Below are 18,910 nucleotides of genomic sequence, written 5' to 3' on the forward strand. Positions count from 1 at the left end.
CACGGAAGGATTGTCATTATCCCTCCTCCAAAGCGTCACTGCGCTGTCATATCCCTTTCCTAATCTGAACAAGAGTTAATCAGCTTAGGAGCTGGACAATGACCTTACTGACACCGTTACAGCGAATGGATTACGCCTTTTCGACACTTTGCCTTTGTCATCGTTTCAACATTCAGGTTGCGCGATTTAGCCGTGCGGTTTCCCACACCGGGGACGGTCACCTATATGTGATTTTCGCGCTAATGATATGGGGCGCCGATGTCGAGCAGGGAGCCGATGTGGTGAAAACCGGGTTGCAGGCCTTTGCCTTGGAGGTGCCCGTTTACCTGCTCCTTAAATATAGTTTGAAGCGGCGCCGCCCGGAGGCACTGCCAAGTTTTGTCACGCCGTCGGACAAGTACAGCCTGCCATCGGGCCATACCACGGCAGCGTTTGTCATGGCCTCGCTCATCACCGCCTTCTACCCGGATACCTCGTGGTTTATCTGGCCGTGGGCGGTAGCGATAGGTTTTTCCCGGGTACTGCTTGGTGTCCACTACATTACCGATGTGATTGCAGGAGCCCTGCTGGGCATCTTCTGTTTCCAGCTGGTGAGCTTTTGAGGAGTCGCCGATCAATGAAGATCCTTTATGGTGTCCAGGGAACGGGCAACGGCCATATTTCAAGGGCCCGCGAAATGGCCAGGGCATTTTCGACGTTAGGCGCCGAGGTTGACTTTCTGTTTACGGGGCGACCGGATAACCGATATTTTGATATGGATTGCTTTGGCCAGTATCAGGTTCGCCGCGGGCTGACTTTCGTGACGGAAAATGGTGAAGTGAACCGCTGGAAAACCCTGGCCAACAATCATATCACCACTTTCCTGCACGATGTCCGTAGCCTCGATGTGTCCGGCTATGATGTGGTGCTCAATGATTTCGAGCCGGTGTCGGCTTGGGCGGCCAGAAGGCAGAAAGTACACAGTATCGGTATTAGTCATCAGAATGCTTTTCTGTGCGATATCCCGACTCAGGGGCGGAGCTGGGTTGATGCTATGGTGCTCCGCGGCTTTGCCCCGACAGCTCAGCAACTAGGGGTGCACTGGTTCCACTTCAACCAGATGATCCTGCCGCCGATTGTGCCTTTGCATGTAGCACCGGTGGGCCATGACCAGTCGGTGTTGGTTTATCTCCCGTTCGAAAATTTGCAAGCTGTACTCGAGTTGTTGACTCGCTTCACTCAGGTGCATTTTTATTGTTACCACCCTGATGCCGTGGAAGACCGTGAGTATAGTAATGTCAGCGTTCGTCAGCTTAACCGGGAGAGCTTTCATCAGCGTTTGCATCAATGTTGCGGAGTGATTGCCAATGGCGGTTTCGAACTGCCGTCCGAGGCGATGAGCCTAGGCAAGAAATTGTTGCTCAAACCGCTGCATGGCCAGTATGAGCAGATCAGCAATGTGATGACTCTCGAGATGATGGGGTTGGCCCGTTCGATGAGCTATTTGGATCCGGCGGCGGTCAGAAATTGGTTGGACTGCGGCTCGGTCGGAGCGGTGACCGTGCCGGATGTGGCGATGGGCATTGCACGCTGGGTACTATCGGGTAACTGGCATCACTGTGATGAATTATGGCTGCAGCTTTGGGAGAGGGTCGAGTATCCGGAGGTGGTCCAAGAGGCGATGGTCGAATGGTGCACTCATTATCCCCCCAACCATAAGCATTCAGCGATAACGACGTTATAACCCCGCTGTATTGACTCTTGGAGAAAAGGCCGCTTAAGGCCTTTTTTTGTCTCTTCTAACTCTTTAATTTTGCTTATAATTGAAGCTTTATTTTAATTATAGATATTTTAGGTTTTTTTATGATGAAGGTAAGGTGTTGATAGTTAAGTGTTTGTATTCTGAATTGAGCTTTTTATATATCAATGCATCAATTTGCTGATACTTGCCTATTTATTTCGTCAATCTATTTGAAACATACTGGCACCACCCCGAGAGAGGGAGTCAGTTTTCAGAGGCATTGGAATGCCCAGTTATTCACCGGCGGCATAACGGATTTTGCCCCATAACGGTAATCTATAGAGGCAAATAATGGCACGCAAGAATGCACCGATTCATCCTGCAGATGGCTACAAAATGGAATCCAACTTACGCAGCGTCGATCTCAATTTGTTGACCGTGTTCGATGCGGTTATGCAGGAACAAAATATCACCCGCGCGGCACATAACCTGGGTATGTCCCAGCCAGCAGTCAGTAATGCTGTCGCCCGCCTGAAGGTAATGTTCAACGATGAATTGTTTATTCGCCACGGGCGAGGGATCCAACCGACCCTGCGTGCCAAGCAGCTTTTTGGCCCACTGCGCCAAGCCTTGCAGTTGGTGAAGAATGAGCTGCCATCATCCATTTTTTCACCGGACACCTCGACCCGCACTTTCAAACTGGCGGTTTGCAGTCCATCGGACATGCGTTTTGCGCCACGGATCCTGAGTAATGTGGCTGAGCAGGCCCCCTATGTCAGGGTACTGGTGGAAGCCGAACTGGATGCTGAGCTGCCACAGAAGATGCGCTACCAGGACATTGATTTTGTCATTGACTATGCGCGCTTTGATGAGCCGGGGTTCTGTAGTACCGAGCTGTTCACCGATGAGTTGGTTGTGGTCGCGGCCGGTAATCATCCGCGTATTGGCGAGGCGCTTACAGAGACTGAGTTTGCCCAGGAGCAGCATGCGGTCATGAAGTCGATCCCAGGGGTGAAGATGTTTGCCGATCACATTTACCGCAGTCACACCAGCTATCAGGAAGCTTACCAGGGCGCAAGCCTGAGCAACATTATGTATGTTGTCAGCCAGTCTGAGCTGATTGCCGTGGTACCACGTTGGCTGGCCAACGTCACCGCCGCCAGCCAGCAGCTGAAGGTTTTGCCATTGCCGGTGGAATCACACAAGATTGCTGGGTATCTCAGCTGGCATGAGTCATCACAAAAGGACAAAGGCCATATCTGGATGCGCGATCAGTTGCTGTCGGTATGTGGTGACAGCTCGATCTAAACCGCTCGCCGTTGCCTTTGCGAAAAGAAGCCAGCACTTGCTGGCTTCTCTGTTTCGCAGCAAGCCCGAGTGTACCGTTATACTGTAAGTAGGCGGATAGTTAGACGTATTTCCTTACACTTTGTAGCCATGCTATTAGGGAAAGGTAGAGCCTTTGTAATATCTGGCTTTTCAATTCTGGTCGTACCAGAGAAATAGGGATTTTGTGAGCTCACGGAGTTGCCTTTTTCCCTGCGTCACGGGTAGACTCCCCAGCGGAATAGGCTTACAGGTGTAAGCCCGAATGGCAGAGTAGTTATGGCTAAACGTGAATTTCATATCGTCAACCGTATTCGTTCTCAAGTTGAGCGTTTAGGTGATCAGGTTGCATTACGCCACCAAGTGGCAGGTCAATGGCAGGATATCCGCTGGAGCGAGTTTGGCGAGCAGATCCAACAGCTGGCGCTGGCCATGGTTGGGCATGGTCTGAATGTCCAAGACAAGGTCGGTATTTTCTCCAACAACATGCCACGATGGACAGTGGCTGACTTTGCAACTCTCTACAACCGAGCCGTAACTGTCCCTATTTACCCTACCAACACGCCGCAGCAGGCCGCATACATCATCAATGATGCCGGGATCCGTATTCTGTTTGTCGGCGAGCAGGCCCAGCTCGATGCCGCAGTTTCCGTAGCGGGCGATTGCCCGGAGCTGGAGCATATCGTGGTAATGGGAGAAGTGGAAAGCCTGACCGAGCACCCGCTGGTGATCCGCTTTGACGATTTTGTGGCGGCTGCCGACTCAGCAGCCAATGAAACCCTGGCACAGCGCCTTGACGAAGCGGCCATGGACGATCTGCTGACGCTGATTTACACCTCGGGCACCACCGGGACGCCAAAAGGTGTCATGCTAGACTACGCCAACATAGCCTCCCAGATCGAGGGCCACGACCAGACGCTGGCTTTGGAAGAAGGCGATGTGTCGCTGTGTTTCCTTCCTCTGTCGCATGTTTTTGAGCGTGCGTGGACCTTCTATGTCCTGCATCGCGGCGGGGTGAACTGCTACCTCGCCGATACCAACCTGCTAAAAGAAGCCTTGGCCGAAGTGAAGCCGAATGTCATGGCGGCAGTACCAAGGGTCTACGAGAAGATTTATTCAACCGTCCACGACAAAGTGGCCCGTGCCCCTTTCCAGCGCAAGGTGATCTTCACTTGGGCGGTAAACATGGGCGCTCGTATGGCTCTAGCTCGCCAGGAGTGCCGTGAACCGTCATGGCTGCTGAAGAAGAGCCATGCGCTGGCGGATAAGCTGGTGCTGTCCAAGCTACGTGCCATCCTGGGTGGTAACATCAAGTTTATGCCGTGTGGGGGAGCCAAGCTCGACGAGAGCATCGGTCGCTTCTTCCACGCTATCGGTATCAATGTCAAACTGGGCTACGGTATGACCGAGACCACGGCGACCGTATCGTGCTGGGATGACAAGTGCTTTAACCCGGATTCGATCGGCATGCCGATGCCGGGCGCCGAAGTCAAGATCGGCGACAACAACGAAATCTTGGTTCGCGGCCCGATGGTCATGCGCGGCTATTACAACATGCCGGAAGAAACCGCCAAGAACTTTACTGAAGACGGCTTCTTAAAGACCGGAGATGCCGGCCATATCGATGCCGATGGCAACTTGTTCATTACCGATCGCATCAAGGAGCTGATGAAGACCTCTGGCGGTAAATACATTGCCCCGCAGGTGATCGAAGGCACGATTGGTAAAGACCATTTCATCGAGCAAATCGCAGTGATAGCCGATACTCGTAAGTTTGTCTCGGCTTTGATTGTGCCATGTTTCGAAACTCTGGAAGAGCATGCCCGTGAGCTCAATATCAAGTACCAGGATCGGATGGAGCTGATCAAGCACAACCAGATCATCGAGCTGATCGAGAAACGCGTGGTAGAGCTGCAGAAAGACTTGGCCCGCTTTGAGCAAGTGAAGAAGTTTACCCTGCTGCCGAGTGCGTTCTCGATGGATAAAGGCGAGCTGACACCGACCCAGAAACTGCGTCGCAAGGTGATCCAGGATCGTTACCACCAGCAAATTGAGCGCATGTACGAAGAAAGCCACAAAGCGGCGAAGTAATTGTATCTCATCCCTGTAAAGGAGAGCTCCGGCTCTCCTTTTTTATTGCCTGTTGAAAGGTGTGGGCGAGGAGTGAGGTGCTCGAGCCCCTTGCCGTAGGGCAAAGGAGAACGTGCCAGCTGGTTCGAGCAGTTAAACATGCTGCCAGAGTGGGGGTTGGCGGGGCATTATCTTACTCTGGCTCTATTGGTTGGCTATTATCTTGATGAATATTTACTCATTTTAGAGGAAATGTGTTAACTGCCTTCGCACGATAGACTTGTTTGCTAAAAAAACGTTACAGTTGTTGCGGATTACTGCTCGTGTTATGACACGGAGCAGAACACATAGCATGAAAACATCACTTGATTTCATTTTATTAGGCTAAAAATAAGCCCTAACTATGTTATATCAGCCTGTATAGCTAATTGAAGCCGCCGTGTATCTCGAGGCTGCTGTATTCCAATTGCAGGCTAGCGCAACCCGTGCTGACCCCTTGCCTGTTTGCTCCTCCAGCCTAACAGGCAGGCTCAGGCCGCTAGCCAAGATCTCTGGAATGAATTAGCTATGCAGGGTGGTATACGCGACCTGGAGGCAGAAATATGGAAATGTTGTCCGGCGCCGATATGATCGTCCGTTCGATGATCGATCAAGGCGTGAAACATATCTTCGGATACCCTGGTGGTTCAGTACTTGATATTTACGATGCGCTGCATGAGAAAAGCGATATCGAACACGTACTGGTCCGCCACGAGCAAGCGGCAGTGCACATGGCCGACGGTTATGCCCGTGCTACGGGTGAGGTCGGTGTGGTACTGGTAACGTCTGGCCCGGGGGCGACCAACGCGATCACTGGTATCGCTACCGCGTATATGGACTCCATTCCTATGGTCGTACTTTCCGGCCAGGTCATGAGCAACCTCATTGGCAACGATGCCTTCCAGGAGTGTGACATGGTAGGGATCTCCCGCCCTGTCGTTAAACACAGCTTCTTGGTGAAAAAGCCGGAAGATATCCCTGCGATCATCAAAAAAGCCTTCTACATTGCCTCTAGCGGCCGTCCTGGCCCTGTGGTTATCGATATTCCCAAAGATATGCTCAATCCGGCTCAGAACTTCCCGTACAAGTATCCTGAGTCGATAGTGATGCGTTCTTACAACCCGACCACTCAGGGTCACAAGGGGCAGATCAAGCGCGGCCTCAAAGCCTTGCTGGCCGCTAAGAAGCCGGTGTTGTATGTCGGTGGCGGGGCCATCATGGCCGACTGTAGCCCGCAGTTGCTCAAGCTGGCCGAAAGCTTGAATATCCCGGTAGTAAATACCCTGATGGGGCTGGGCGCTTTTCCGGGCTCGCACAGGAACAACCTAGGTATGCTAGGCATGCACGGTACCTACGAAGCCAATATGGCGATGCACAACTCGGATTTGATTTTTGGTGTCGGTGTCCGTTTTGACGATCGTACGACCAACAACGTCGAGAAGTACTGCCCCAATGCCACTATCATGCACATTGATGTCGACCCATCATCCATTTCCAAGACCATCTCGGCAGATATCCCGATTGTCGGCTCGGCGGATACGGTGCTGAACTGCATGCTTAAGATGCTAGATGAGCAAAACAGCCATAGCGATGATGCCGCCATTGATGAGTGGTGGAGCGAAATCGAATCTTGGCGTGGCCGTCAGTGCCTGAGCTACAAAAAGGATAACGAGCGTATCAAGCCGCAGGAGGTGATTGAAGTGCTGCACCGGCTGACGGATGGCGATGCTTATGTGGCGTCGGATGTGGGGCAGCACCAGATGTTTGCCGCCCTGTATTACCCGTTTGACAAGCCGCGTCGCTGGATCAACTCCGGTGGCCTTGGCACCATGGGCTTTGGCTTGCCTGCTGCTATGGGGGTGAAGTTCGCTCTGCCGGATGCCGAAGTGGTCTGTGTGACCGGTGATGGCAGTATCCAGATGAACATCCAGGAGCTTTCTACGGCATTGCAGTACGATATTCCGGTTAAGATTATCAATCTCAACAACCGTTTTTTGGGCATGGTCAAGCAATGGCAGGATATGATTTATCAGGGGCGCCACTCCCATTCCTACATGGACTCGGTACCTGACTTTGCGGCTATTGCCGAGGCTTATGGCCATGTCGGGGTCCGGATTTCCGATCCTAGCAAACTGGAAGAAGAGCTGGAGAAGGCACTGGCGCTGAAAGATCGCCTGGTCTTTATCGATATCAGTGTCGACGAGACTGAGCATGTCTACCCAATGTTGATCCGTGGCGGGTCGATGAGCGAAATGTGGCTGAGTAAAACGGAGAGAACGTAATTATGCGCAGGATTGTATCAGTACTTCTTGAAAATGAACCGGGCGCATTGTCACGGGTTGTGGGGTTGTTTTCGCAGCGGGGCTACAATATTGAGTCGTTGACCGTAGCGCCGACAGATGATGCGACACTTTCGCGTTTGAATATAACAACCAATGTCGAGGATGATGCGGCACTGGAGCAAATCGAAAAGCAGCTGCATAAGCTGATTGATATTCTCAAGGTCAGCAATGTCACCGAAAGTGAGCACATCGAGCGTGAGCTGATGCTGGTTAAGGTTAAGGCCAGTGGTTTTGCTCGTGCTGAGGTCAAGCGTACCGCAGATATTTTCCGCGGGCAGATTGTCGATGTGACCAGTCAGATCTATACCGTGCAGTTGGCGGGCGCCAGCGAGAAGCTGGATGCCTTTTTATCGGCTGTCGGTGAAGCGACTGAAATTATCGAAGTCGCGCGCAGTGGGGTAGTCGGTATTGCCAGGGGGGAGCGGGCGCTCAAGGCCTAGCCCTTCCGTAAACTGTATCATGACTAATACACCCGGTGTTTTCACCGGGTGTTGTCTTATGGTCACCCTGAAAGTCTAGCCTTATTAGACTAAAGTCTAATAAGGCTAGGTGCCAACTGGGTCGTATGGCACTAGGGGGAATCGATGAACGGTAAATTTCTGGCAAGGCTGACAGTACTCACCCTGTTTTTACTTGGCTTTAATGTTAGCGCCTTGTACTTCCTGTTAGCGGTACTGCTGCTCAATACTCACCACAAGGAAATCTTCTGGTAGGTCACTCGAGATCATCCTTTATCATCTCCAAGGCACGTGTTGAATGCGTTGCCATGATAGCGAGTGCTTGTTCGGTATTGCGGTCTAATACCGCTTTCATCATCGCCTCATGCTCACCGTTGTCGTGGTAGCGCTCTTCGTACCTGCGGTGGCGGCTTACCCAAAGATGGCGGTAGCGTTCGATTTGCTCATACACTTGGCGGTACAGGGCCAGCATGGTCGGTGATTGGCTGCCAGCCAGCAGGGCATGGTGAAAGTCGCTGTGTCTCTGCTCCCATTCGCCGAAGTCTGTTGTCGCCTCGGCTGGGTTCAGCCGGCTGAGTTTGTGGTAGCTGGTTAGGATATTGATCTCCCAGCTCTCATCGCCATGCTGTATGGCGCGCTGTAGCAGGATCCTGGACAGCTCCTGGCTCGTATCGAACAGATCTTCCAGTTCCACCGCAGAGATGTTGGCAACCCAGCAGCCTTTTTGTGGGGCAAAATGCACATACTTGCGCCAAGCCAGTTGGACCAAGGCCTCGCGGATCGGGGAGGCTCCTACTTGATATTGCTGCTTCAGATCAGCGACAACCAGTTTTTGGCCGGGGGACAGTTCACCTGTCAAGATATCCTGGCGGATCATTTCCATGACTTTATCGGCAAGGGTAGGGCTGGACACGGTCTTCCTCTTGTGTGGTTTCAGCTCAAAATGGACAGTGCTACCCGTGATGTTAAGTCCTTGAGGCTATGCTCAGGGGGCATACTGCAGGGTGAAGTATATCGAGGAAAAAAATGGAGTGCGATTGCTAAGTTTCATTATTGTGAGAGGTCGTCACAGATCATGAAGGCGGCAGGCTTAGAGAGCTGCGGGGGGATAAAAAAACGGGAGCCGAGGCTCCCGTTTTAGCAATCAGCGCAATGACACTTATAGTACGTGTACAGAAGCTGTGTTAGTTGTACCAGAAGGAACTAGCGCGCCAGATACCATAACAACGATATCGCCTTTAGCGCCCAGACCAGTTTCTAGTGCAAGCTCTTTACCACGGCCGTAGAACGCATCAGTGTTGTCGATAGAGTCAACAACGACTGGAGTAACACCTTTAGTCAGTGCTAGCTGAGCAGCCGTCTTAGTGTTAGTGGTAACCGCTAGGATGTTTGCCGTTGGGAAGTACTTACGTACAGAACGTGCAGACTTACCCGCTTCAGTTGCTACTACGATAAGAGGCGCGTTTAGCTTCTCAGACGTGTCAACCGCACCTTTACATACCGCTTCAGTGATACGTAGGCGTGGGCTGTCTAGGCGAGAACCTAGCTCTGCTTTCAGTGCAGCGTCAGTACGCTCACAGATCTGAGCCATGATAGTTACCGCTTCGATTGGGTACTTACCTTTCGCAGACTCACCAGAAAGCATTACTGCATCTGTACCGTCCATGATTGCGTTCGCAACGTCACCCGCTTCTGCGCGAGTTGGACGTGGGTTCTTGATCATAGAATCAAGCATCTGAGTTGCAGTGATAACGACTTTACGTGCACGGTTACACTTCTCGATCATCATCTTCTGAGCGAAGATAACTTCTTCAACTGGGATCTCAACACCAAGGTCACCACGAGCAACCATGATACCGTCAGAGGCTTCTAGGATTTCGTCGAAGTTGTCAACGCCTTCCTGGTTCTCGATCTTAGAGATGATCTGGATGTTCTCGCCGCCGTTAGCCACTAGTAGCTCACGGATTTCTTTAACGTCAGATGCCTTACGGATGAAAGAAGCGGCAACGAAGTCAACGCCTTGCTCACAACCGAATACTAGGTCAGCTTTGTCTTTTTCAGACAGTGCTGGAAGCTGTACAGAAACGCCTGGCAGGTTAACACCTTTGTTTTCACCTAGGTCACCGTTGTTAAGTACTTTACACTTAACTTCAGTCTCAGTCGTTTCTAGAACTTCCATTTCGATCAGGCCGTCGTCAACAAGGATAGTGTTGCCTTTAGCCAGGTCTTTAGCGAAGCCAGGGTAAGTTACCGCCACGCGGTCTTGGTTACCGATTACAGAAGTGTCAGTTGTGAACGTGAACTCCTGACCAGCAACAAGAGAAAAGTCTTGACCGCCTTCAAGCTTGATAGTACGAATTTCTGGACCTTTAGTGTCTAGAAGAATCGCAAGCTGCTTACCCGTTTCACCCATAACGTCACGTAGGTTCTGGATACGCTGGCCGTGCTCAGCGAAGTCACCGTGTGAGAAGTTTAGGCGCATTACGTTCATGCCAGCGTTAGCTAGCTTAGTAAGCATTTCTACAGATTCAGTTTTAGGTCCAATCGTACATACGATCTTGGTCTTTTTCATTGAGAATGGTCTCCGGACGAACTTTTACCCAAGGGAAATTTGATTCACAGAGTTATACCTGAAAACACAGTGCCATTGATGTTGAAATACGCCTACAAAATGTGGCGAAGTTCAAAAAAATGCAACTTCTGTCCAGCTATCACCAGTGGTAATACAAATTTTTTCAAAAATATTGCCTTACAAAAGCAGTTGGTTTGCTTTTGTAAGGCTTCTCTTGTGAGCCAAAGCTGCCGTTAACCGGGAAGGTTATTGGCAAGGTGTCATGATTATACTGTAGCCGCATGACGCTTGTATGTCTGCCTTACATAAATCGGCAGGCCAAACAAGGGTCGTATACTAACATAGTCAATCTCTTTAATCACCTTGTGATAGTGCGCAAATTTTTAACGCTTACTCAAAGAGAGGGTGAGATTATCTACATATTTCACAGATTTTTTTTGTTTATTATCAATTGATGATTTATTTAGGAGGGAAAAATAAATCATAAACTTGTTAGTAGGTTAAGGTTGCAGCAAGGTGGGGGGAGAGCTGACAATACTGAGTGGGCGGTTGAGTTGGAGCGAACCAATAGCAAAAGGCCGGAGCGGTGATGAACCACTCCGGCCTTTCTATATTTGGTGGCCCCTCCCAGACTTGAACTGGGGACCAAGCGATTATGAGTCGCCTGCTCTAACCACTGAGCTAAGGGGCCGAATGGGGGAAATTATATGGGAAGGCCGTCTGCTTGTCTAGCGAATAAACTGGTTGTTTTGCTTGCTTTTTAGGCAGTTAACGGCAGCTGCCGGGCGTTGGCAGTTAGGTAGGTAAGTGCTTGATGGTTTTTGGAAAGAAATAAAAAACGGGCCATAGGGCCCGTTTATGTCAGCAGTGTCAGGATGCGTGATTATTCATCCAGGAAGCTGCGAAGCACATCTGAGCGGCTTGGGTGGCGCAGTTTGCGTAGCGCCTTCGCTTCTATCTGACGGATACGCTCACGGGTAACGTCGAACTGCTTGCCCACTTCCTCAAGGGTGTGGTCAGTGTTCATGTCGATACCGAAACGCATACGCAGTACTTTCGCTTCACGCGGTGTTAGCCCAGCCAGCACTTCGTTGGTTGCCATCCGCAGGTTAGTCGCAGTAGCCGCATCCATCGGAAGCTGAAGCGTGGTATCTTCGATGAAATCACCTAGGTGCGAATCTTCATCATCACCGATAGGGGTTTCCATCGAAATTGGCTCTTTGGCTATCTTCAGGACCTTGCGGATCTTGTCTTCCGGCATTTGCATTCGCTCGGCCAACTCTTCCGGCAACGGCTCGCGGCCCATTTCCTGAAGCATTTGACGAGAGATACGGTTCAGCTTGTTGATCGTCTCGATCATGTGAACCGGGATACGGATGGTACGTGCCTGGTCAGCAATAGAACGCGTGATTGCCTGGCGGATCCACCATGTCGCATAGGTCGAGAACTTGTAACCACGACGGTATTCGAACTTGTCTACCGCTTTCATCAGGCCGATGTTACCTTCCTGGATCAGATCCAAGAACTGCAGCCCGCGGTTGGTGTACTTCTTAGCAATCGAGATAACCAGACGCAAGTTGGCCTCAACCATCTCTTTCTTCGCACGGCGAGCCTTCGCTTCACCGATAGACATGCGGCGGCTGATGTCCTTGATACGCTCGATAGATAAGCCCGTTTCTTGCTCGAGAATACTCAGCTTGGTGGTTGCGCGACGAAGATCGTCTTCGTACGTTTTCAGGCGTTCAGCGTAAGGCTTGCCCGAGTTCAGTGCTTCGTCGATCCACTCAGAAGAGGCTTCGTTGCCGGCAAATAGGCCGACAAACGTTTTCTTAGGCATCTTGCTGTTGTCGACACACATCCGCATGATCAGACGCTCGTTGGTGCGTACTTTGTCCATCGACTCACGCAGGGAGCTGATCAGCTTGTCGAATTGCTTAGGGATCAGGCGGAACTGTTTGAAAACTTCAGACAGCTGTTCAATTGCCACTTCAGTTTTTGGATCCTGACGGCCATGAGTATCAATAGCGAGTGCCATGTTGTCATAGGCTACACGCAGGTCATTGAACTTCTCACGAGCAACTTCTGGGTCGATACCAGAATCTTCTTCTTCGGCCTCGTCGTCTTCATCTTCTTCCAGATCTTTGTCTTCGTCTTCCAGATCTGCTTCGCTGAGCTCAGAGCCGATGTGCGTTGCCGTTGGGGCCGCCGTTTCTTCTTCATTCGGGTCGACAAAACCGGAAATGATATCGGTCAGGCGAAGCTCTTCCGCTTCCACCTTGTCAAACTGCTCAAGCAGGTATGCGATGGCACTAGGGTACTCGGCAACAGAGCACTGAACTTGGTTAATACCGTCTTCAATGCGCTTTGCGATATCAATCTCGCCTTCGCGGGTAAGGAGTTCTACTGTCCCCATTTCACGCATGTACATACGTACTGGGTCAGTGGTGCGGCCAATTTCGCTTTCTACACTTGATAGGGCCTGGGCCGCGGCTTCAATCGCGTCTTCGTCCGCATTGTCTTCTGTCATCATCAGATCATCGGCATCAGGGGCTGTTTCAACCACCTTAATACCCATGTCATTGATCATCTGAATGATGTCTTCCACCTGATCAGAATCGACGATGTCCTCTGGTAGGTGGTCATTTACTTCGGCGTAGGTCAGATAGCCTTGTTCCTTGCCTTTAGCAACAAGTAACTTTAGCTGTGACTGCGGATTTTGCTCCATAGACGATATCCAACTTAGGGTCTGATTGAGAATAGTAGTATGCAGAGATGCAAACCAATAATTATAACAAATTTCTTAATTGATGACTACTTACTAGCCGGGACGGTTGAGTATCAGCAACTGCAATTCCCGCTTCTCTTCGACTGATAAGCCGACGGTTCTCGATTTAGCCTGCAACTTTTCGATTTGTTGTTTAACGCACTGGTCAATGACTTTGTCCATTGCGTCAAGAAAAACATCTAGAGTGTTGTCCTCTTCTTTGGCAAGAGGCAGTTCCCAGGCGGCCAGACGTGCCAGCATCCCTTCGCTTTTGCTTCCGCGCCAACCCTCTAGGAGTTGTCCAGTTTTAATATTGGGGTTGACCCGACACTTTTCAACTATTGTTATCAATAAATTTAGTCCAGCGACATCAATCCCTTCAAATGCAGCCATATCAAATTCTAGGCTATTCACAAATTGCGGGTTTTGGATCAACAGTGCGATAACTTCGCGCATCGGGGTACGCTTGATTTCCGGCTGGCCTGCTTTTTTCGGTGCCTCGGCCCCTTGCTTTGATATTAGCTGCTGCAGCTGCTCTTCGTTGGGCAACCCCAACTTTCTGCCAAGCATCTCACGCAAATAGAGGCGCAGGGTGCCGCCGGGCACTTTGTCAATCAACGGTACTGCAAGGGTACTGAGCTTGGCTTTGCCTTCGTTGCTGCTGGTGTCGACCTGCTGCAGCAAGGTGCTGAACATGAAATCCGACAGGGTCATGGCCTGGTCAACTTGCTTTTCGAACCCTTCCTGGCCGTACTGGCGGATATAGGTGTCGGGATCCTCGCCGTCTGGCAAGAACATAAATTTGAGCTGGCGGCCGTCGTTGAGGTAAGGCAGGGCTTGCTCCATTGCACGCCATGCCGCATCCCGGCCGGCACGGTCACCATCATAGCAGCATACCACGGTGCCGGTCTGGCGGAACATCATCTGGATATGATCGCCCGTTGTCGAGGTACCCAGCGAGGCGACCGCATAGTCGACCCCGAACTGCGCCAGGGCGACAACATCCATATAGCCTTCGACGACCAGCAGCTTTTCCGGTTCGCGGTGGGCCTGCAGGACTTCGTACAGGCCGTAGAGCTCACGCCCTTTGTGGAAGATCGGGGTTTCTGGCGAGTTGAGGTATTTCGGCGTGCCGTCACCCAGTACCCGGCCACCGAAGCCGATCACCCTGCCGCGGCGGTCGTGGATCGGGAACATTACCCGCCCGCGGAAGCGATCGTAGCGTCTGCCGTTGTCGTTTTCTATCAGCATGCCGGCGCTGACCAATGCCTGCTGGGCCGACATATCGCGGCCAAAGCGGTTGCGGACCAGATCCCACTGATCCGGCACGAAGCCGATACCAAACTTTTTGACCACCTCGCCGGACAGTCCTCGCCCTTTGAGGTAGTCAATCGCAACCTGGCCTTCCTGGGTACGGAGCTGGCCTTGGTAGAATTGTGAGATCTGCCCCATCATCTCGTACAGGCCGAGCTTTTCTTTGCTGCGGGCTCCGGACTGGCCGCCACCACTGCCTTGTTCGCGTGGGACCTCCAAACCTAGCTGGGAAGCCAGCTCTTCGATCGCCTCGACAAACTCCAGGCGGTCAAATTCCATCACGAAATCGAGGACGTTGCCGTGGGCACCACAGCCAAAGCAGTGGTAGAACTGCTTCTCCTGGCTGACAGAGAAAGACGGGGTCTTTTCGTTATGGAACGGGCAGCAGGCACCAAAGTTTTTGCCCTGTTTCTTGAGCTTTACCCTGGCATCCACAATATCCACGATGTCATGGCGCGAGATCAGATCATCGATAAAGGTACGTGGGATTTTTCCAGCCATAGAGTGGTGTTACCTGCTTGCGTTGGAATGGAGTGTCAAATCAAAGTGTTATAGTTAAGCGATAATAGCACTTTGATTTGGCATCGGAGAAATAATATCGACAGGATGCTAAATACGAACAAGCCGCGCAGTCCGGTAACGGATAGCACGGCTTGTTGCAGAAATAGGGTAGGGATTAACCTAGCTTGGCTTTCACCAGCTGGCTAACTTTACCCATATCGGCACGACCCTGAACCTGTGGTTTCAACACGCCCATTAGTTTGCCCATGTCTTGCATGCTGGCAGCACCGGTCGCAGCAATAGCCTCATCCAGCAGAGCGGCGACTTCGTCGTCGGTCAGCGGCTGTGGCATGAACTCTTCCAGAACTGTAATTTCAGCGAGCTCAACATCGGCAAGATCTTGGCGACCTGCTGCTTCGTATTGAGCAACAGAGTCACGGCGCTGTTTTACCATTTTGGTCAGCACTGCCAGCACGTCGTCTTCGGAAAGAGTAATCTTTTCATCAACTTCACGCTGTTTAATGGCAGCCATTACCAAGCGAATCGTGCCTAGACGAGGTTTGTCTTTGGCTTTCATCGCTGCTTTTTGTTCGTCTTTTAGACGTTCAATCAGGGTCATAACACGTTCCTTCTGTTAATCAGCAGATTAGTACAGACGAACGCGACGCGCGTTTTCGCGAGCCAATTTCTTCAGGTGACGCTTAACTGCCGCTGCTTTCGCACGCTTACGTACAGTAGTAGGCTTTTCGAAGTGCTCACGACGACGTACTTCAGAAAGGATACCTGCTTTTTCGCAAGAGCGCTTGAAACGACGTAGTGCTACGTCAAACGGTTCGTTTTCACGTACTTTGATTACTGGCATGTAATACTCACCTCAGAGTGATTCGGTTAATGCTGACGTTCAATAAAGTGTCAGCTGATTAAAAATGGTGCGAAATTCTAATCTGATCTGGGGGCATTTGTAAAGCATTCTGCAACCCCGAACTGGTTAATTTCTGTCAAGGACGGTAGTATGGCCCCCAATTACCATAAGTATAGAGGTTGTTATGCGTATACTGGGCATCGAAACCTCCTGTGACGAAACAGGTGTGGCTATTTTCGATGATGAAAAAGGCCTATTGGCACACGAACTTTACAGCCAGGTAAAACTGCATGCCGATTACGGTGGCGTGGTGCCGGAGCTAGCCTCGCGTGACCATGTAAAGAAGACGATTCCGCTCATCAAGGAAGCGCTTAACAATGCCGGCTTGACGCCTGCAGATTTGGATGGCGTGGCATATACCGCGGGCCCTGGTCTGGTCGGCGCACTGCTGGTGGGGGCGACGATTGGCCGCAGCCTGGCCTATGCCTGGGACTTACCCGCTGTCGCGGTGCACCACATGGAAGGCCACCTGCTGGCCCCTATGCTGGAAGATAACCCGCCCCAGTTCCCGTTTGTGGCGTTGCTGGTATCCGGTGGTCACACCATGATGGTGGAAGTGAAGGGGATCGGCGAATACCAGATCCTCGGTGAGTCGATCGACGATGCGGCCGGCGAGGCGTTCGATAAAACCGCCAAGTTGATGGGGTTGGACTATCCCGGGGGGCCATTATTGTCGCGTTTGGCCGACAAAGGTACGGCTGGGCGCTTCACGTTCCCACGTCCGATGACTGATCGGCCGGGACTGGATTTCAGTTTCTCGGGCCTGAAGACCTTCGCCGCCAACACGATTCGCGACAATGACGATAGCGAACAGACCCGTGCCGATATCGCCTATGCGTTCCAGGAAGCGGTGGTCGACACCTTGGCGATTAAGTGTAAGCGCGCACTTAAGCAGACGGGGTTCAAGCGCTTGGTGATTGCCGGCGGCGTGAGTGCCAATAAGCATTTGCGTGAGCAGCTGGAAGCGATGATGACGAAGATGGGCGGCGAGGTGTTCTATCCGCGTACCGAATTCTGTACAGATAACGGGGCGATGATTGCCTTCGCTGGCATGCAGCGTCTGAAAAACCAGGAAACGATGGATCTGGGCGTGAAAGCCTATCCGCGCTGGCCGATTGATCAGCTCAAGCCGATCAAAGACGAATAAAGCCGACAGTCTTTAAACAGGCACACGGCATTAGCAACCCCGCGACAGGCTGGATATCAGTCTTTTGGCGGGGTTGTTTTGTTTCTGCGCTGGAATTTATTCCAGATTTTACTTTCTTGTCCTTCGAGTAGGCGGCGGACGTTGTCGTGGTGGCGAAAGACGATGAGGCAGGACAGCATGGCGACCGGCATGGTGTATTCCGGTTTGATCCACCAAGTAAATAGTGGGGCGGCCAGGGCGGTAACCATTGAGCCGAGTGAGGAGTAACCGGATAGCATTACGGTCAGTAGCCAGGTGCTGATGAGCAGGCCGCTCAAATCCCAGCCGATCGGTGCCAGTGCCCCCAGAGCGGTGGCTACCCCTTTTCCGCCGCGGAAGTGGAAGAAGATGGGGTAGATGTGGCCAAGGCAGGCGGCAATGCCGATGACTCCGAGCATAAATGGGTTAACGCCGATAAAGTAGCTTAGCCAGACCGGCAGCATCCCCTTCAGGATATCACACACCAGTACGCTGGCCGCCGCCCCGCGCCCGCCGAGGCGAAGGACATTGGTCGCCCCCGGGTTGCCCGAGCCGCTATCGCGTGGATCAGGCAGGCCGTACAAGCGGCAGATCAGGACGGCACTGGAAATTGACCCCAGTAAATATGCGCCGATAATGATCATGAGTACAAGTGGTGTCATGCAAGGTCCTGGTAGCAAGCGGCCAGAGGGCGCTGATTTAATCTATCGCCGGCCATGATGCATGGGTCAGCATATGATATAGTGCTCAACCAATGCCGGATAGGCAACACGATGATCATATAAATCAAGATCATAGTATATAGACGATCACGACCTGATAATACGCGTTTTTGCTCAAATTAGGTATCCGACCTCTAACATTATTAGCGATTGAACATGGATTCAGTATTTATCGAACATCTAGAAGTCATCGCCACCATTGGTGTGTATGACTGGGAACAGGAAATCAAGCAGAAACTGGTGCTTGATTTGGAAATGGCTCACGATAATCGTCCGGCGGCACAGAGCGATGATGTCGCCTATGCTTTGGATTATGCGGCCGTGAGCGATGCCGTGACGCAGCATATTCAAACGGGTCGCTTCTTGCTGGTAGAGCGCGTTGCTGAAGAGATCGCTAACCTGATCATGACGCAGTTCTCGGTACCGTGGATCAAGGTACGGGTGACCAAGCCGGGTGCGGTTGCCAATGCCCGCGGTGTGGGGGTTGTGATTGAGCGGGGAAGCAAGTGACCACGGTCTACATCAGCCTTGGCTCAAACATCGACCGTGAACGCCACCTTGCGGCGGGCCTAGCCGGTTTGAGCTCGCTGGGCTCGGGCATGCAGGTTTCGACCATTTATGAAGCCGAGCCGGTGGGGTTTAGCGGGCCGAACTTTTTTAATTGTGTTGCTGTCATCGAAACGTCTTTGTCATTAGATACACTTTGGCAGGCGCTGAAGCAGCTTGAGCTGCAGCATGGCCGCGCGCCAGATGCCGCAAAAAATCAGAGCCGTACCCTGGACCTGGATATTCTCCTCTACGGGGATACCGTGCAGGAGAGCTATCCGGTGCTACCTCGCAGCGATATTTACAAGTTTGCCTTCGTGTTGCAGCCCTTGATGGAGTTGTGCCCACACCGGGAGATCCCCGGTGATGGCCGTACGGTAACCGAGCTTTGGCACGCTTCTCGTTTTGAACAGGCACTTTGGCCTGTTGAGCATCATTTTGTTGTTTAG

General features: G+C 51.8%; 17 protein-coding genes and 1 tRNA gene. 10 read left to right on the forward strand and 8 right to left on the reverse strand.

Features of this window, described 5'->3' with window-relative positions; all coding sequences use genetic code 11:
- Positions 1–98: 98 nt before the first annotated feature.
- The 7 genes from C9J03_RS16840 (at position 99) to C9J03_RS27105 (ending at position 8,210) form a co-directional block, all read left to right on the forward strand.
- Complete coding sequence (locus C9J03_RS16840) at positions 99–602, forward strand: phosphatase PAP2 family protein (protein ID WP_044624283.1); 504 nt, start codon at positions 99–101, stop codon at positions 600–602.
- Between the two features lie 14 nt (positions 603–616).
- On the forward strand, positions 617–1,723 hold the full coding sequence (locus C9J03_RS16845) for an MJ1255/VC2487 family glycosyltransferase (protein ID WP_044624282.1): 1,107 nt from the start codon (positions 617–619) through the stop codon (positions 1,721–1,723).
- A 348-nt stretch (positions 1,724–2,071) separates the two neighbouring features.
- Positions 2,072–3,028, forward strand: a complete 957-nt coding sequence (leuO, locus tag C9J03_RS16850) for a transcriptional regulator LeuO (protein WP_044624281.1) — start codon at positions 2,072–2,074, stop codon at positions 3,026–3,028.
- Positions 3,029–3,325: 297 nt separating this feature from the next.
- On the forward strand, positions 3,326–5,137 hold the full coding sequence (locus C9J03_RS16855; RefSeq protein WP_044624280.1) for an AMP-dependent synthetase/ligase: 1,812 nt from the start codon (positions 3,326–3,328) through the stop codon (positions 5,135–5,137).
- Between the two features lie 581 nt (positions 5,138–5,718).
- Positions 5,719–7,437: an acetolactate synthase 3 large subunit gene (locus C9J03_RS16860; RefSeq protein WP_044624279.1), complete on the forward strand. Its 1,719-nt coding sequence runs from the start codon at positions 5,719–5,721 to the stop codon at positions 7,435–7,437.
- Positions 7,438–7,439: 2 nt separating this feature from the next.
- A complete protein-coding gene (ilvN, locus tag C9J03_RS16865) occupies positions 7,440–7,937 on the forward strand; it encodes an acetolactate synthase small subunit (protein ID WP_039456310.1) in 498 nt (165 codons plus the stop codon).
- 144 nt (positions 7,938–8,081) lie between these two features.
- Positions 8,082–8,210: a hypothetical protein gene (locus tag C9J03_RS27105; protein WP_039456307.1), complete on the forward strand. Its 129-nt coding sequence runs from the start codon at positions 8,082–8,084 to the stop codon at positions 8,208–8,210.
- 1 nt (position 8,211) lies between these two features.
- Here the strand turns inward: C9J03_RS27105 and C9J03_RS16870 are convergent, their stop codons facing one another.
- The 7 genes from C9J03_RS16870 to rpsU all read right to left on the reverse strand — a co-directional run bounded on the left by C9J03_RS16870 (position 8,212) and on the right by rpsU (position 15,968).
- Positions 8,212–8,838, reverse strand: coding sequence for a GntR family transcriptional regulator (locus C9J03_RS16870; RefSeq protein WP_044624631.1), 627 nt, complete (start codon positions 8,836–8,838; stop codon positions 8,212–8,214).
- 276 nt (positions 8,839–9,114) lie between these two features.
- On the reverse strand, positions 9,115–10,527 hold the full coding sequence (pykF, locus tag C9J03_RS16875) for a pyruvate kinase PykF (protein WP_044624278.1): 1,413 nt from the start codon (positions 10,525–10,527) through the stop codon (positions 9,115–9,117).
- A gap of 615 nt (positions 10,528–11,142) precedes the next feature.
- Positions 11,143–11,218: transfer RNA gene (locus C9J03_RS16880), tRNA-Ile, on the reverse strand.
- Positions 11,219–11,410: 192 nt separating this feature from the next.
- The gene (rpoD, locus tag C9J03_RS16885) at positions 11,411–13,252 is read right to left on the reverse strand and encodes an RNA polymerase sigma factor RpoD (RefSeq protein WP_044624277.1); all 1,842 of its coding nucleotides are present in this window, start codon (positions 13,250–13,252) and stop codon (positions 11,411–11,413) included.
- A 93-nt stretch (positions 13,253–13,345) separates the two neighbouring features.
- Complete coding sequence (gene dnaG / locus C9J03_RS16890; protein ID WP_044624276.1) at positions 13,346–15,106, reverse strand: DNA primase; 1,761 nt, start codon at positions 15,104–15,106, stop codon at positions 13,346–13,348.
- Between the two features lie 175 nt (positions 15,107–15,281).
- Positions 15,282–15,725 (reverse strand): GatB/YqeY domain-containing protein, encoded by a 444-nt coding sequence (locus C9J03_RS16895; protein WP_039456295.1) that lies wholly within the window; start codon positions 15,723–15,725, stop codon positions 15,282–15,284.
- 27 nt (positions 15,726–15,752) lie between these two features.
- Entirely contained in the window at positions 15,753–15,968 is a 216-nt protein-coding gene (rpsU, locus tag C9J03_RS16900; RefSeq protein ID WP_005301411.1) for a 30S ribosomal protein S21, read from the reverse strand.
- 184 nt (positions 15,969–16,152) lie between these two features.
- Here rpsU and tsaD point away from each other — a divergent pair, with 184 nt between their 5' ends.
- On the forward strand, positions 16,153–17,175 hold the full coding sequence (tsaD, locus tag C9J03_RS16905; RefSeq protein WP_044624275.1) for a tRNA (adenosine(37)-N6)-threonylcarbamoyltransferase complex transferase subunit TsaD: 1,023 nt from the start codon (positions 16,153–16,155) through the stop codon (positions 17,173–17,175).
- Between the two features lie 56 nt (positions 17,176–17,231).
- Here the strand turns inward: tsaD and plsY are convergent, their stop codons facing one another.
- On the reverse strand, positions 17,232–17,855 hold the full coding sequence (gene plsY / locus C9J03_RS16910; RefSeq protein WP_044624274.1) for a glycerol-3-phosphate 1-O-acyltransferase PlsY: 624 nt from the start codon (positions 17,853–17,855) through the stop codon (positions 17,232–17,234).
- Between the two features lie 216 nt (positions 17,856–18,071).
- Between plsY and folB the strand changes: the two genes are divergently transcribed.
- Complete coding sequence (gene folB / locus C9J03_RS16915) at positions 18,072–18,425, forward strand: dihydroneopterin aldolase (RefSeq protein ID WP_044624273.1); 354 nt, start codon at positions 18,072–18,074, stop codon at positions 18,423–18,425.
- The gene (gene folK / locus C9J03_RS16920) at positions 18,422–18,910 is read left to right on the forward strand and encodes a 2-amino-4-hydroxy-6-hydroxymethyldihydropteridine diphosphokinase (protein ID WP_044624272.1); all 489 of its coding nucleotides are present in this window, start codon (positions 18,422–18,424) and stop codon (positions 18,908–18,910) included. The genes folB and folK overlap by 4 nt, the downstream gene beginning before the upstream one ends.

Origin of the sequence: Photobacterium gaetbulicola (genome assembly GCF_003025515.1) — a bacterium.
Taxonomy (GTDB): domain Bacteria; phylum Pseudomonadota; class Gammaproteobacteria; order Enterobacterales; family Vibrionaceae; genus Photobacterium; species Photobacterium gaetbulicola.

What these genes read in the sequence shown, in the direction of transcription:
- C9J03_RS16840 (WP_044624283.1), top strand. Translation starts at nt 99, where the DNA reads ATGACCTTACTGACACCGTTACAGCGAATGGATTACGCCTTTTCGACA.
- C9J03_RS16845 (WP_044624282.1), top strand. Translation starts at nt 617, where the DNA reads ATGAAGATCCTTTATGGTGTCCAGGGAACGGGCAACGGCCATATTTCA.
- leuO (WP_044624281.1), top strand. Translation starts at nt 2,072, where the DNA reads ATGGCACGCAAGAATGCACCGATTCATCCTGCAGATGGCTACAAAATG.
- C9J03_RS16855 (WP_044624280.1), top strand. Translation starts at nt 3,326, where the DNA reads ATGGCTAAACGTGAATTTCATATCGTCAACCGTATTCGTTCTCAAGTT.
- C9J03_RS16860 (WP_044624279.1), top strand. Translation starts at nt 5,719, where the DNA reads ATGGAAATGTTGTCCGGCGCCGATATGATCGTCCGTTCGATGATCGAT.
- ilvN (WP_039456310.1), top strand. Translation starts at nt 7,440, where the DNA reads ATGCGCAGGATTGTATCAGTACTTCTTGAAAATGAACCGGGCGCATTG.
- C9J03_RS27105 (WP_039456307.1), top strand. Translation starts at nt 8,082, where the DNA reads ATGAACGGTAAATTTCTGGCAAGGCTGACAGTACTCACCCTGTTTTTA.
- C9J03_RS16870 (WP_044624631.1), bottom strand. Translation starts at nt 8,838, where the DNA reads ATGGAAATGATCCGCCAGGATATCTTGACAGGTGAACTGTCCCCCGGC.
- pykF (WP_044624278.1), bottom strand. Translation starts at nt 10,527, where the DNA reads ATGAAAAAGACCAAGATCGTATGTACGATTGGACCTAAAACTGAATCT.
- rpoD (WP_044624277.1), bottom strand. Translation starts at nt 13,252, where the DNA reads ATGGAGCAAAATCCGCAGTCACAGCTAAAGTTACTTGTTGCTAAAGGC.
- dnaG (WP_044624276.1), bottom strand. Translation starts at nt 15,106, where the DNA reads ATGGCTGGAAAAATCCCACGTACCTTTATCGATGATCTGATCTCGCGC.
- C9J03_RS16895 (WP_039456295.1), bottom strand. Translation starts at nt 15,725, where the DNA reads ATGACCCTGATTGAACGTCTAAAAGACGAACAAAAAGCAGCGATGAAA.
- rpsU (WP_005301411.1), bottom strand. Translation starts at nt 15,968, where the DNA reads ATGCCAGTAATCAAAGTACGTGAAAACGAACCGTTTGACGTAGCACTA.
- tsaD (WP_044624275.1), top strand. Translation starts at nt 16,153, where the DNA reads ATGCGTATACTGGGCATCGAAACCTCCTGTGACGAAACAGGTGTGGCT.
- plsY (WP_044624274.1), bottom strand. Translation starts at nt 17,855, where the DNA reads ATGACACCACTTGTACTCATGATCATTATCGGCGCATATTTACTGGGG.
- folB (WP_044624273.1), top strand. Translation starts at nt 18,072, where the DNA reads ATGGATTCAGTATTTATCGAACATCTAGAAGTCATCGCCACCATTGGT.